The sequence below is a fragment of the Streptomyces sp. GL_140 genome (assembly GCF_057834465.1).
Window position 1 is genome coordinate 3,118,745 of the sequence record NZ_CM174404.1, and the last position, 13,294, is coordinate 3,132,038.

Consider the following 13,294-nt stretch of genomic DNA (forward strand, 5'->3'; position numbering starts at 1 on the left):
GCTTACCAGCCCAGTTCGTTCGCGGTGGTCTCGGCTATGGCGGGCGAGCAGGTCATGCCCCGGCCGCCGGGTCCCGTCACCAGCCAGACGCCGTCCCGCACCTGCTGGCGGTGGACGACGCGGGTGGTGTCGGTGCACTGCGCGTACACGCCCGCCCAGCGGTGCTGGATCTTCGGCAGCGGGCGGCCCAGGAAGGACTCGACCACCTCGGTGAGGTGCTCGTAGGGGTCTTCGAGGGTGTCGAACGCGAAGGGGTGCTCGTACTCGTGGGTGTCGCCGATGGTCAGTCCGCCGTCCTGGCGCTGGACCATCAGCAGCTGCATCTTGTGCGCGGCGGCGATCGGCGCCTGGGCCTGCTCGGCGTTGAGCTCGTCGAGGGCCGCGCTCCGGTACGCGGGGTAGTAGCGGAAGCTGTCGGCGTCGGCGACCGAGGTGGTCAGGGACTCGCCGAGCGGGGCGGTCTGCATCATCTGCAGCCGGACGCGGCGCACGGGCAGTTCGGGGGCCAGCTCGCGGACCAGGCCGGACAGCCACGCGCCGGTGGCGAGGACGACGGCGTCGCCCCGGTGGACGTCGCCGTGGTCGTCGCGGACGGCGGGGCCGGTGGGGCCGGTTCCGCCGGTTCCGCCGGTTCCGCCGGTTCCGCTGTCGAGCACCTCGCGGACCTCCCGTCCGGGGAGGAAGGCGTAGCGGCCGGACGCCTTGAGGGCTTCCCGCAGGTGGAGCTGGGCGGTGCGCGGTTCCACGGCCGCGTCCCGCTCGCACCACAGGGCGGCCTCGAACGCACCGCGCAGGGCGGGGTTGATCGACCGGGCCTCGGCGGCGGTGACCAGCTTGTAGCCGCGGGCGGCGGCGTCCGGGCGGGCGACGGCCGCCTCGGCGACCGCGTACTCGCGGGCGTTGCGCACGGGGGTCAGCGACCCGATGGCGCGGAAGCCCAGGCCGGGCACCCGCTCACCGATCCCCTCCCACAGCTCGCGGGCCCGCAGGGCGGTGTCGAGCTCCTCTCCCCCGGCCCTTCCGCTGACCCATATCTGGCCGAAATTGCGCAGTGATGCGCCGCGGGCCTCGGCCTCTCGCTCGATCTGGACGACCTCGTGGCCGCGTTCGACTGCTTGCCAGGCGTGCATGGTGCCTACCACGCCGCCTCCGACGACTATGACTCTCACGTCGTCCACGGTGTCGGCGGAGCGTGACCCGGGAGGATCCGGCGAACGACGTCCCGGTGAACAGCCTCCGACGCTTGGACTAGACCCGTTACCGTTTCGTGATCCTCGCGCGCCCTTTTTGGAGCGTTTGGCGGCGGTTACCGAGGGCTACTGGGGCCGCAGGTGGGTCGTGAAGCTGAACCGGTCGCCACGGTAGAGCGAACGCACCCGCTCCAGCGGCCGGCCGTCCTGGTCCCGCGAGAAACGGTGGATGAGCAGCATCGGGAGCGCGGGCGGAGTACCGATCAGCAGGGCCTCGCGGGGGGTGGCGAGGACCGTTTCCAGCTTCTCGTCCGCATCGCCGAAGGAGATGCCGAGGCTGTCGCGGAGGTATCCGTAGAAGGAGGAGTCCGGCTGGAAATCGACGTCGAGGCGGGGCGCGCGGGCGACCCGGAGGTACGTGCTCTCCAGCCCGACCCGCTCGTCGTCGGCCAGCAGCACCCGCTCCAGGTGCCAGACCGGCTCACCGGGTTCGGCGCCGATTCCGGCGGCGACGTCGGGCGGGCAGGGGAACCGCTCCAGCCCGATCAGGTTCCGGCCGGGCCGGCGGCCCTGGCGGCGCACGCCCTCGGTGTAACTCGCCAGCGACAGCGGCTGTTCGAGCTTTGCCCCGGCGACGACGGTGCCCCGGCCGGAACGGCGCAGCCGCCCTTCCAGGAGCAGCTCGCGCAGGGCCTGACGGACGGTCTCGCGGGAGACCTCGTACTGCTCGGCGAGATCCCGCTCGGTGGGCAGCAGCCCGCCCTCGCCCAGCTCGTCGAGCAGCCCGGCGATGCGGGCCTTGACTGCGTAGTACTTGGGGATGCGCCCGTGCTCCGGGATCCCGGAGCGGACGGGCAGGCCGGGCTGGTGGTGGTGCGCGTACTGGATGGGTTCTTCCACCCTCGGACTCTACGTGGACTGCGCGCGGGGGCGGTGGGAAGGCCCGGGCCACGGGCTCCGGGGGCTTCAGGAAGGGGTGGATCCGGACTGTCCGCGCAGGCGGCGGGCGCCCAGGAGGAGTCCGCCGCCCGCGGCGAGGGCGGCGGCAGCGCCCGCGCCGTACGTCCAGGCCTCGCGGCTGCGGCCGGTCTGCGCCAGCGCTCCGGCTTCGCCGGTCTCGGCGTCCGGCCCCTGGACGTCGAAGTGGTAGCCGTCGGCCTCGCCGACCCAGTCACCGTCGTCGCCCTTGCGCTGGACCAGGGCCGCGTCGGCGAGGGCCTCGCCGTGCGGGGCGTTGGGGGCGAAGGCGAGGCGGACGGTGACGGTGACGGATCCGCCGGGGCCGACGGTGAAGCCGGAGAAGGCGTCGCCGCCGTCGAAGACCGCGATGACCTCGTCCCGGTCGGTGTGCTCCAGGCTGACGGGGAAGGTTCCGACGGGCGCGCCGGGGGCGTCGAACTCCATCCGGAAATGGGCCGGTCGCAGGGCGCGGGCCTTGTCGGTGAACACGACGATGGGGTGGATGGCCGTGCACTCGCTGCCGGTGGTGTTGGTGAGGTCGAGGTACCAGGTCTGTGCGTCGCCGCCGGTGCGGTACACGGCCGGACCGCCACGGATCCGCGCGCCGATGGGGAACTGCGTGCTCTTCCCGTCGCCGCAGCTGGCCTCCACGCGCGAGGGCAGCGCGGGGGCGGGGCGGGCACCGCCGCCGGTGCCAATGTCCGCGGCCGCGGTGGTCGCCGTGGGTGCGGCGACGGCGACTAGGACGGCGGAGAGGGCAAGGGCTTTGCGCAGTCGCATGGGAGACCCTCGCTGTTCACCGACGGACAGGACGATAGTCGGACGAGGCGACAATCACCCCGGCCCTGCCCGCACCTTCCCACGCACCCGCGACTCCGTGTCCAGCACCACTCCCGAGTCGTTCTGCTTTCCGCCCGTTTGGCCGATGGGTGGGGTTCTCGGGCGGAGCCCGGGGAAGGGTGGGTAGGGGACACGCCCCGCAGGGCCGGCCAGCCGCAGCCACGCGACGACCCGCTCAGCCCCCGCGCCCGAACAACGGCGCAAGCACCAGCTCCGCCGCCCCCTCCGCCACACCGACCCCCGCGAGGTCCACCCGTACGCCCTCGCCCCCCGCCAGCGCGACGGACCTCGCCGCCAGCACCGTCCGGACCCCCTCCACGAACACCCCCGGCGCGGCCGCCACCACCCGTCCCCCTAGCAGCACCCGGTCCACGTCGAGCAGCGCCACCAGGTTCGCCGCGGCCTCCCCCACGATCCGGGCCGCCTCCTCCAGCCGGCCGGCCGCCACCGCGTCCAGGCAGAGCACCTCCGCGCAGCCGTACCCGCCGCACCGGCACGGCGGGCCGTCCAGACGCAGCACCTGGTGTCCGAACTCCCCCGCCGCCGAGCGCCGCCCCCGGTACACCTCGCCGCCCCCGAGCAGCCGGAGCCCGGCCCCGAGTCCGGTGCCGACGTGTACGTAAGCCACGGCTCCTTCGGAGTCGGAGCCGGAGTCGATCCCCGCGGGCCCGGCCCCCGGGAGGGCGGCTCCCGCCACACCCGCGTTGGTGTCCTTGTCCACCCGCACCGGGATTCCGAGGCGCCGCTCCAGCTCCTCCCGCAACGGGAACCCCTCCCATTGCGGGTACCCCGTCACCCGCCCCAGCACCCCGCTCCGCCAGTCCAGCGGCCCGGGCGCGGCCACGCCGACGCCGAGGACCGGCCGATCGCCGCACACCCGCGCGACCGCCCGTACCGCCTCCTCCACCACCGCGCGCGGCTCCGCCCCGAAGTCCAGCGGACCCTGCCACCGGGCGACCACGCGGCCCGCCAGGTCCACCCGTACCGCCGTGGCCTCGTCGCGGTCCAGGTGCACCCCGACCGCGTGGCGCGCCTCCCGGACCAGCCTCAGCAACGTGCGCGGTTTGCCGCCCGTGGAGGCTTCGCGCCCCGCGTCGGCCACCAGGCCCTCGCCCCGGAGCCGCGCCGTGATCTTGCCGACGGCCTGCGGGGTGAGCCCCGTACGGTCGGCGAGGTCGCCGCGGCCGAGCCCGGCGGGGCCGGCTCCGCGCAGCAGGTGCAGTACCAGCGCGTCGTTGTGCCCGCGCAGCACCGGCAGATTCACGCCGCTCCCATTGCCCCTGCTACCCCTGTCCACCTGCCCATTGTCCACCCTCCTTGCACTTAGGAAACACTGTTGCCAAAGTATTGGGTATGAACGACACCTCCCCCGTCACTTCCACCACCCCCCTCCGCGTCGGACTCGTCGGCTACGGACTGGCCGGTTCCGTCTTCCACGCCCCGCTCGTCTCCGCGACCGACGGCCTCGTCCTCGACACCGTCGTGACCTCCGACCCGGGCCGCGCGGCCCAGGCGCGCGAGGCCTACCCGGGCGTCCGGATCGCCGGCACCGCCGACGAGCTGCTCGAACAGAGCCCCGCCCCGGACCTCGTCGTCATCGCCTCCCCGAACAAGACGCACGTTCCGCTGGCCACCGCCGCCCTCACCGCCGGGATCCCGGTGGTCGTGGACAAGCCGCTCGCCGCCACCGCCGCCGAGGCCCGCGAGCTGGCCGCGCTCGCAGACCGGACCGGGACCTTCCTGTCGGTCTTCCAGAACCGGCGCTGGGACAACGACTTCCTCACCCTGCGCCGCCTGCTCGCCGACGGCGAACTGGGCGAGATCCAGCGCTTCGAGTCCCGCTACGAGCGCTGGCGCCCGCAGCTCAAGGGCGGCTGGCGGGAGTCCGGCGCCCCGGAGGAGATCGGCGGCCTGCTGTACGACCTCGGCAGCCATGTCGTGGACCAGGCGCTGGTGCTGTTCGGCCCGGCCGTACGGGTCTACGCGGAGGCCGACGTGCGCCGACCCGGCGCCGAGGCGGACGACGACACCTTCATCGCCCTCACCCACGCGAGCGGGGTCCGCTCCCACCTGTACGTCAGCGCGACCGCTGCGCAGTTGGGGCCGCGGTTCCGCGTCCTCGGCTCCAGCGCGGGCTACGTCAAGTACGGCCTGGACCCGCAGGAGGGCGCCCTGCGCGAGGGGCTGCGCCCCGGAGACCCCGACCGGACGTGGGGCGAGGAGCCGGAGCACCTGTGGGGCCGGCTCGGCTCCGGGGAGTCGCCGCTGACCGGCGGCGGGATCCCCGTCACCACCGTCCCGGGCGACTACCCGGCGTACTACGCGGCCGTGGCCGCGGCGCTGCGCGACGGCGGACCGGCCCCGGTGACGGCGCACGAGGCGGCGCACTGCCTGGACGTGCTGGAGGCGGCGCGCAGGTCGTCGAGGGACGGACTGACCGTGGAGCTCTGACGGGGGAAACCGGAGGCGGGGGCCCCGGAGCATAAGGAAAAGGGGCGGCGCCGTCGACGGCACCGCCCCTCCCCCTTGAACCGCGCGGACTCGAACCGCGCGCACCCCAACCGCGCGGGCTACGCGTCCTTGAACTCCTGGCGCTGACGGCCGAGGCCCTCGATCTCCACCTCGACCACGTCACCGGCCCGCAGGAACGGCTTCGGCTCCGGCTGGCCCGCGGCCACACCGGCCGGGGTGCCGGTGACGAGGACATCGCCCGGGTACAGGGTCATGAACTGGCTGACGTAGCGGACGACCTCGCCGACCGGGAAGATCTGGTCCGAGGTGTGGCCGTCCTGCTTGAGCTCGCCGTTGACCCACAGCTTCACGTCCAGGACCTGCGGGTCCGGGATCTCGTCGGCCGTGACCAGCCAGGGGCCGAGCGGGGTGAAGGTCTCGCAGTTCTTGCCCTTGTCCCAGGTGCCGCCGCGCTCGGTCTGGAACGCGCGCTCCGTCACGTCGTTGACCAGCACGTACCCGCCGACGTGGGCGAGGCCCTCCTCGGCCGAGGCCAGGTAGCGGGCGGTGCTGCCGATGACGACGCCGAGCTCGGCTTCCCAGTCGGTCTTGACGCTCTCGCGCGGGATCAGCACGGTGTCGTCCGGGCCGACCACGGTGTCGGGGGCCTTCAGGAACAGGATCGGCTCGGCCGGCGCCTCGGCGCCCACCTCGGCCGCGTGCCCGTGGTAGTTCAGGCCGATGCCCACGACCTTGCCTATGCGGCCGACCGCGGACCCGATGCGCAGACCTTCGGCGTCGAGCACGGGGAGGTCCCCGGCCGCGGCCGCCTCACGTACTCGCGACAGCACGGAGTCGTCGGCGAGCAGCGCGCCGTCCACATCCGTGATCAGGCCGGACAGGCCCCGCAGGGTCCCGTCCTGGTCGAGCAGCGCGGGGCGCTCCGACCCGACGGGTCCTACACGCAGCAGCTTCATGGGCATTCTCCCGTGGTCGTGGGTGGTCGACCCATGGGCATGCCCCGGGCCGGACGATGGGTTGCGGCCATCGGAGGATTGGTCGATCCTCCAAGATGTCGACCCAATCCGCAAGACCCTGTTCACAGACTGGAACGGCCCCCTCCGGTGATCTCCTGTCCGGCCCACTCCTTGCGGTGCTGGAGCCAGGCCCGCTCGGCCACCGACCAGGCGGTGGTGGTGACCAGGTAGAGCCCTGCGGCCAGTGGCACCACGGCAGCCGTGATCAGCGTGCCGAATGACAGCAGGGGCAGTACGCCGCCCAGCTTGCGCATGACCTCCTGCTGCTCGGCGCTCACCCCGGCGACCGCCCCGCCCTTCCCGGCGACCGCACCCGGACCCTTGCCCAGGCCCGCGCCCGCGGCCTTGCGCCCGCTCTTCACACCGGCCCCGGCCTCGGTGGCGTCCGACGCCGCTGCCGCTGCCGCCGTCAGCGCCGCGGCCCGGCGCCCGCGGACCGCGCTCCACGCGGCCACCGCCGCGATGGCGGCGAACAGCCCGAGGAACACCAGCCCCTGCGCCCCGAACGGGCCTCCCTCCCCGAGGGCATCCCTCCACCGGCCGCCGAGCGGGGCGGCGAGCAGCCGGTGGCCGAGCAGCTCATTGGCGGCCCCGCCGATCTCCGCCGAGGAGAAGGCCCGGTACATCACGAAGAACACCGGCAGCTGGAGCAGGACCGGCAGGCAGCCGGCCACCGGGGTCGCCCCGCGGAAGGCGGCCCGGCTGAGCGGGTGCAGCGCGAGCCGCACGAGCACGGTGAACAGCACGATCGCGGCAGCGGTCGCGGACTCGGCCAGCACCGGCTCCAGGAGCCGGCCCAGCAGGGCAACAAGATGGGTGAATACGGACACGTGGGCCCTCCGAGGGGTCTCGTCGAACGTCGAAAGAAATGCATTTCGGCGTGACGACCCGCGAGGGGCGACAACGGTGATCGGCGACCAGTGATCGACGATCAGTGATCGGAAGGAGCTGCGCCCCTACGCGGCCGTCGGAAGGAGACGGCCCGGTGCCCTGGGCCGCGACCGGCCCGAGGCGTCGGGATCGCGCTGCGGCAGGAAGGCCGTGCGCTGCTCGCGATCACGGATCGCGGTGCGTATTCGGTTCGGCGGCACGGCCCGGACCAGCCGGGCGGCCAGAGCGGAAGCTCCCACGGCCAGGGTGGCGGCGAGAGCGACCACCACCGCTCCGAGCCCGCCCTCACCGGCGAACAGCCCGAGGAACCCGCCGAGCAGCAGGAGCGGCAGCAGCGCGGCAACGAGGCGGGCGGGCACGAGGCGGGCGGGCAGCGGCAACAGCATGCGGCGAAGACTGCTGCGACCGGCCATGCGAACCACCCCCCTCACCCTCCCGCGCACGAACTCCCGTACGACATTCGGTATTCGATACCGATACTAACCCCGCCCGCCCACAGGCCGCCGGGGCTGTGGATCACGGGCCGAATCACGGGCCGGATCACGGGCGAGCACCTCCTCGTCCGGCCGCCGGTCCCCCAACTCCCCTACTCCCCAGGCCTCCCCGGGCCTCCCCGCGCCCTCCGGTCCGCGGCGCCCCGCCGTCGGCACCACCCCCAGCACCACCGTCATCGCCACCGCCAGGTTCACACCGAGCGCGACCATGCCCGCATTCACGCCCCACGCCGGGTCGTTGCCCGTGAAGACCAGCCCGCAGACGACCGCGACGCCCGCGACCAGCCCGCTCACCGCGGCGGTCAGTGTGAACCTGCGCCACACCAGCCCCAACAGCAGCATCGGCACCAGTTGCGCCATGCCCTCGTAGGAGATGAGCGAGAGCCTCACCAGAGTGTTCGGCGCGGTGTACGTCATGACCAGCGCGATCGTCCCGGCCGCCACCACCACCAGCTGCGAGGCCAGCTTCTGCCTCTCGCCCGAGCTCCAACGCGGCACGAGCGAGAGCACGCTGCGCCCCCACATCGTGCCGATGACCAGCATGAACACCGCCATCGGCACGATCGACGACAGGGCCGCCGCCACCCCGATCACGCCAACCGCCCACGCCGGCAGCGAGTCCACGACCAGCTTGAACAGCGCGAGGTTGGAATCGGCGCCCGCCAGTCCCGGTACGACGAACAGCGCGGCCATCCCCAGCAGCATCGGCACGAACAGCAGCACGTTGTAGGCGGGCAGCAGGATCGCGTTGCGACGCAGCGCGTCGGCGTTGCGCGCGCCCAGGTATCCCGCCACGGTGGTCGGGAAGATGACCACGGTCAGCGCGTTCAGTACCGAGGTGGACGCGAACCACGCCACCCCCAGCTCCCCGCGCCCGCCCTCGCCGCTCCCGGCGCCCGGAAGCGTCAGCCACTGCGGCCGCTGCGCCGCGAGCCGGTCGAAGAGTTCCCCGTAGCCGCCGAAGTAGTGCAGGGGCACGTACACCGCGAGGAAGGCGAGCGTGCCGATGACCAGCACGTCCTTGAGCACCGACACCCAAGCGCTGCCGCGCAGTCCGCTGACGACTACGAAGCCGGTGGTGACGGCGAAGGCGATGAAGTAGGCCCACTCCAGGGACACCGTCCCGTACGTCACGGTCGAGACCACCACGCCCATTCCGGTGATCTGCAGCTGGATGTAGGGGAGCAGGAAGACGGTGGCGAGGACCGCGACGGCCGCGCCGAGCCAGGGGCGCCCGTAGCGGTGGGCCACCATGTCGGTGATGCCGACGAGACCGTGGCGGCGCGCGTAGTCCCACAGCATGGGCCCGACGACGTACCCGATCGCGTACCCGCAGGACATGTACGCGACCACGTACATCACGGGGGCGCCGTAGTTGTATCCCCAGCCCGCCGCACCGAGGTAGCTGAAGCTCGTGTACCCCTCCCCCGCCATCAGGACCCAGATGAAGACGGTCCCCAGCGAGCGTCCGCCCACCGACCACTCGGCGAGCCCGCCACCGCCCCCGCCGCGCCCGCGCACCGCGAGCAGTCCCAGCGCGACGGTCGCCACCATGAAAACGGCGAAGACGGAGGTCGCAACGGCCGCCGCGCTCACCGGTGATCACCGCGCCAGGTCAGCCAGACGGCGAGCGGGGTCACCAGGGTCGACCCGATGAACCAGAGGAACAGGAACGGTACGCCGCCGGGCGCGGGCTCCACCCGGTTCACGAAGGGCAGCGCCCCGGCGAACAGCACGAACGGCACGGCAAGCCAGAGCAACTGAGGACGTTTCACCCATTTCACACGCACCGCCCCACACTAAGGCGCGGACGCACACGCACGCGCTCATCAGCGCTTGAGCGTCCCCCACACCACGAGCCGGTACTTGGAGGTGTACTCGGGCGTGCAGGTGGTGAGCGTGATGTACGCGCCGGGTTCGCTGTAGCCGGCCTCCGGATCGACGGTGCTGCGCGGGACGGGCGCGATGACCCCGGTGTCGTGCTCGGTCGTCTGCCCCAGGGTCTTGCCCACGACGTACACGTACCTTCGCCCCTTCACATCGACGATCAGCTCGTCGCCGGCCTTCAGCCGGTTGATGTAGAGGAAGGGCTCCCCGTGCGTATTGCGGTGCCCGGCGAGCGCGAAGTTCCCCTCCGCCCCGGGCTGCGCGGTCCCCGCGTAGTGCCCGGCGTACCCCTTGTCCAGGACGGACCGCTTGTCGACCCCCTGGGCCACGGGCACGACGACACCGAGACGCGGAATCCGCAGGACCCCGTACGCACCCTCCTGCGGCGGCGACTTCCCGACGGAACCGGAACCGGACCGGGAGCCGGAACCGGACGCGCGGGCGGCCCCGTCGCCCCCGTCGCTCCCCTCCGACGCAGCCGAATCCTCGCCGGGGGCGGTCGCGGGGTCGGACACCGGATCGTCCGACGTGGCGTTGGAAGCGGACCCGGAACCCGCCCCGGGGGCACCCCACTCCCCCTCCAACTCCGCGACCCGCTCGTGCGCGGCGGCGAGGGCCTGCCGGTTGGTCCACCACACCTGGTGCACCACCAGCAACAACACCACCACGCCTACGGTGACGGCCAGTTCACCCGCCGCCCACAGCACCGCGGCGAGACCGACCCGGCGCACATGCCACGCCCGCCGGCCCTTTCCCTGCACCACGACCCGCACGCGATCTCGCACGGGCGGCACCTTAAGTCCTCCCCCGTCAACTGACCAGCGGCAGTACGGTGTGAACCATGCGCCCCGACACGCCTGCCGAGCACATCGCCGAAGCCGAGCGCCTCATCCGCACGGCGACCCGCTACCCCGAGGACCAGGAGCCGCTGCTCCTCCAGGCCGCCGCCCACCTCGAACTGGCCGACGCCCGCGACCGTGCCAGCGCGCTGTACGACCAACTCCTCTCCGCGCCCCCGGCCAACCCGCATCTGGTCAAGGCCCTGCAGGCGGCCAACCTCTGGGAGTACGGTCACGAGCCCGAGGCCCGCGCCCTCATCCAGGGCATCCGCGCGGCCGCCCCCTCGGACCCCGCCCCCTGGGAAGTCATCGCCGAAGCCCTGGAGGCCCACGACGAACTCGAGGCCTCCCACGAGTGCTTCACCGAGGCCGCGACCCTCCTGGCCCCGGACAACACCCCCCTCACCCCCGCCACGACCGCGCTCCTCACCGGCCGCCACCGCGTACGCCGCCTCCTGGGGCTCCCGCACGACGACTGGGACATGGTCGCGGACACCCGCCACGTCGGCCCGATCCCGCTGGACGAACTCCACGACCCCAAGCGCATCTGGGCCCTCGGCTCCGACGACCCCGCCGAACTGCGCGCCGAGATCGCCCGCCTGCGCGCCGAACTCGGCGACCGCCGCGCGGCCCTCTCCCGCCCGTTCCCGGTGGCGATCCTCCACTGGCCCGCGCGGGAACTCGCGGAGCTCCTCACCTCGTACCCCACCCTGGCGGCGGAGTACCCCTCCCACGACGCCCACCTGGCCGAGGTCGAAGCCTCGCTGCGCGCCCTGGCCGCCTCGGGCACGACGAACCTGGGCATCGTCACGGCAAGCGTCCCCTCGTACGAAGCCTTCGCAGCCTCGGAGAAGACCTCCCCGTCCTCCCCGTCCCTCCTGGCGGAGTACGCCACCACCCTGGCCGCCCGAGGCAAGGCCACCCCCTGGCCGCCGACCGGTGCCAACCCGTGCTGGTGCCAGTCGGGCAAGCCGTACGCGGAGTGCCACGGCACCACGCAGAGGTGACCTGCCCAGGCACCCGGCCGCCCGTATCGCATCCCGGACAGTGATGCCATAAGGCTGCCTGCTATGCGTTAGCGTCGTCTGAGATCCACCGGTATGGGCTGGAAGGTCCTCCACTGCCGGATACACCCACCCCTGCGCGCTAAAGGTCTGCTCCCCATATGCCTTATTCACCGTCCGGCGACTGGCAGTTCGATATACCCACGCTGGGCAGCAAACAGCTTCCGCCGGCTGCTCGCTACATCGAATCGCTGGCGCATCAGGGGTACGGGTTCGAGGCCGCCATCGCCGACCTCGTGGATAACTCCATCGACGCGGGCGCCCGCAACGTCGTCATCAGTTTTCTGCGCGACGGCGACCGCCTCGTCAGTCTGCTGGTCATCGACGACGGCGGCGGAATGGACGACGCCGCTCTCGACGTCGCGATGGTCGTAGGGGGACGCGAGGGCTACGCAGACGGGGCGCTGGGCCATTTCGGAGCCGGCCTGAAGGCCGCCTCGCTCTCGCACGCCGGGTCTCTTACGGTCGTCAGCCGCACCAAGCGCAGTCCCGCTGCCGGGCGGCGCTGGCTGACCGTTCAGGCACAACAGAACTTCAGCTGCGACATCGTGGACCCGCAGTACTGCCAGGTACTGGTAGACCGATACGACGGGGTGATCGGCTGGCATGGCACCATCGTGCGCTGGGACAGCGTCCGCGCCTTTGACACGGTGCTTTCCGGTCAGACGGACCGCTTCCTCAATGAGCAGATCGAAAAGCTGGAGACTCACCTCGGCCTGTATCTGCACAGATTCCTCGCCCGGGACGGCTTCCATATCGATCTCGTCGTCGAAGATGTCCGGACGCAGGAAGAGCTCGATCACCGGGGTGTAGAGCCGATCGATCCCTTCGGCTACCGGGTACCGGGACGCGCAGGCTACCCGCGGATATACACGGCCCCCGTCGAAGGTGTGGGCGAAGTCGCGCTCGAGGCTCATGTCTGGCCGCCACGCTCTCAGCTGGTGTCCTACCGCGGCATCGGCCCCTTGGCGGACCGGCAGGGCTTCTACGTCTACCGCAACGACCGCCTTGTCCAGGCCGGCGGCTGGAACGGGATCCGTGGCGCTGAAACGCACCACAACCTGGCACGGATCTCGCTCGATCTCCCCCCTTCCCCGAACGACGTGTTCAGCCTGACAGTGAAGAAGGACGGCGTCGGCGTCACACCGGCGTTCGCCCGCGGAATTGAGAAGGCAGTTGACGCCGACGGCCACTGTTTCTCCGCGTATCTCACGGAGGCGGAGACCGTCTACCGCGAAGCAGCCAGGCGCTCAGCAGACGTGCAGCGGCCTAGTGCCGTTCCGCCCGGCAAGGGCATCGACCCCAAACTCAAGCGCGCGCTCCGTGATGAACTACCGCAGATCGAGGGCGAAGATCCAATCACCTTCCGCTGGGAGGCGCTTCCCTCCGAGATCTTCTTCGATATCGATCGCGAAGAGCACGTCGTCCGACTCAACAAGGAATACCGATCGGCCTTTAACAGCGGGCGACGTGCTGGCGCCAACGACGCTCCGGTGCTGAAGGGGCTGCTCTACCTCATGCTCGAAAAGAACTTCAGGCTGGGACGTTCCAGTGCCCAGCGCAACGATGAGATGGCCCTGTGGAACAGCGTGCTCCTTTCGGCCGCTCGTTGTGAACTGTCCCGCTGACTGGAGACGTACC

At 71.9% G+C, this 13,294-nt stretch carries 13 protein-coding genes; 3 read left to right on the forward strand and 10 right to left on the reverse strand.

Translation table 11 applies throughout. The annotated features are described in order from the left end of the window. Positions 1-2: 2 nt before the first annotated feature. The 4 genes from AC3IYJ_RS14530 to AC3IYJ_RS14545 form a co-directional block, all read right to left on the reverse strand. Positions 3-1,169, reverse strand: coding sequence for a TIGR03364 family FAD-dependent oxidoreductase (locus AC3IYJ_RS14530; RefSeq protein WP_489401711.1), 1,167 nt, complete (start codon positions 1,167-1,169; stop codon positions 3-5). Positions 1,170-1,316: 147 nt separating this feature from the next. Then, the gene (locus AC3IYJ_RS14535; protein ID WP_489401712.1) at positions 1,317-2,090 is read right to left on the reverse strand and encodes a GntR family transcriptional regulator; all 774 of its coding nucleotides are present in this window, start codon (positions 2,088-2,090) and stop codon (positions 1,317-1,319) included. Between the two features lie 66 nt (positions 2,091-2,156). After that, positions 2,157-2,930 (reverse strand): hypothetical protein, encoded by a 774-nt coding sequence (locus AC3IYJ_RS14540; RefSeq protein ID WP_489401713.1) that lies wholly within the window; start codon positions 2,928-2,930, stop codon positions 2,157-2,159. A 235-nt stretch (positions 2,931-3,165) separates the two neighbouring features. Continuing rightward, complete coding sequence (locus AC3IYJ_RS14545) at positions 3,166-4,254, reverse strand: ROK family transcriptional regulator (RefSeq protein ID WP_489401714.1); 1,089 nt, start codon at positions 4,252-4,254, stop codon at positions 3,166-3,168. An 89-nt stretch (positions 4,255-4,343) separates the two neighbouring features. Here AC3IYJ_RS14545 and AC3IYJ_RS14550 point away from each other — a divergent pair, with 89 nt between their 5' ends. After that, positions 4,344-5,441 (forward strand): Gfo/Idh/MocA family oxidoreductase, encoded by a 1,098-nt coding sequence (locus AC3IYJ_RS14550; RefSeq protein ID WP_489401715.1) that lies wholly within the window; start codon positions 4,344-4,346, stop codon positions 5,439-5,441. 119 nt (positions 5,442-5,560) lie between these two features. On the opposite strand, the gene AC3IYJ_RS14555 is transcribed toward AC3IYJ_RS14550, so the two are convergent. The 6 genes from AC3IYJ_RS14555 to AC3IYJ_RS14580 form a co-directional block, all read right to left on the reverse strand. Continuing rightward, positions 5,561-6,418 carry a fumarylacetoacetate hydrolase family protein gene (locus tag AC3IYJ_RS14555; RefSeq protein WP_489401716.1) on the reverse strand — a complete coding sequence of 286 codons (858 nt, stop codon included), beginning with the start codon at positions 6,416-6,418 and terminating at the stop codon, positions 5,561-5,563. A 122-nt stretch (positions 6,419-6,540) separates the two neighbouring features. Further along, positions 6,541-7,308, reverse strand: a complete 768-nt coding sequence (locus tag AC3IYJ_RS14560; protein ID WP_489401717.1) for a hypothetical protein — start codon at positions 7,306-7,308, stop codon at positions 6,541-6,543. Positions 7,309-7,434: 126 nt separating this feature from the next. Continuing rightward, positions 7,435-7,782, reverse strand: a complete 348-nt coding sequence (locus AC3IYJ_RS14565) for a DUF6412 domain-containing protein (RefSeq protein ID WP_489401718.1) — start codon at positions 7,780-7,782, stop codon at positions 7,435-7,437. A gap of 66 nt (positions 7,783-7,848) precedes the next feature. After that, positions 7,849-9,417 carry a sodium:solute symporter family protein gene (locus AC3IYJ_RS14570; protein WP_489402813.1) on the reverse strand — a complete coding sequence of 523 codons (1,569 nt, stop codon included), beginning with the start codon at positions 9,415-9,417 and terminating at the stop codon, positions 7,849-7,851. 38 nt (positions 9,418-9,455) lie between these two features. Continuing rightward, positions 9,456-9,623, reverse strand: a complete 168-nt coding sequence (locus AC3IYJ_RS14575; RefSeq protein WP_489401719.1) for a DUF3311 domain-containing protein — start codon at positions 9,621-9,623, stop codon at positions 9,456-9,458. Between the two features lie 69 nt (positions 9,624-9,692). Next, positions 9,693-10,535 (reverse strand): class E sortase, encoded by an 843-nt coding sequence (locus AC3IYJ_RS14580; protein WP_489401720.1) that lies wholly within the window; start codon positions 10,533-10,535, stop codon positions 9,693-9,695. Between the two features lie 56 nt (positions 10,536-10,591). On the opposite strand from AC3IYJ_RS14580, the gene AC3IYJ_RS14585 reads away from it, so the two are divergent. Then, positions 10,592-11,596, forward strand: coding sequence for a DUF8829 domain-containing protein (locus AC3IYJ_RS14585; protein WP_489401721.1), 1,005 nt, complete (start codon positions 10,592-10,594; stop codon positions 11,594-11,596). Between the two features lie 158 nt (positions 11,597-11,754). Next, positions 11,755-13,281, forward strand: coding sequence for an ATP-binding protein (locus AC3IYJ_RS14590; RefSeq protein ID WP_489401722.1), 1,527 nt, complete (start codon positions 11,755-11,757; stop codon positions 13,279-13,281). Positions 13,282-13,294: the final 13 nt, after the last annotated feature.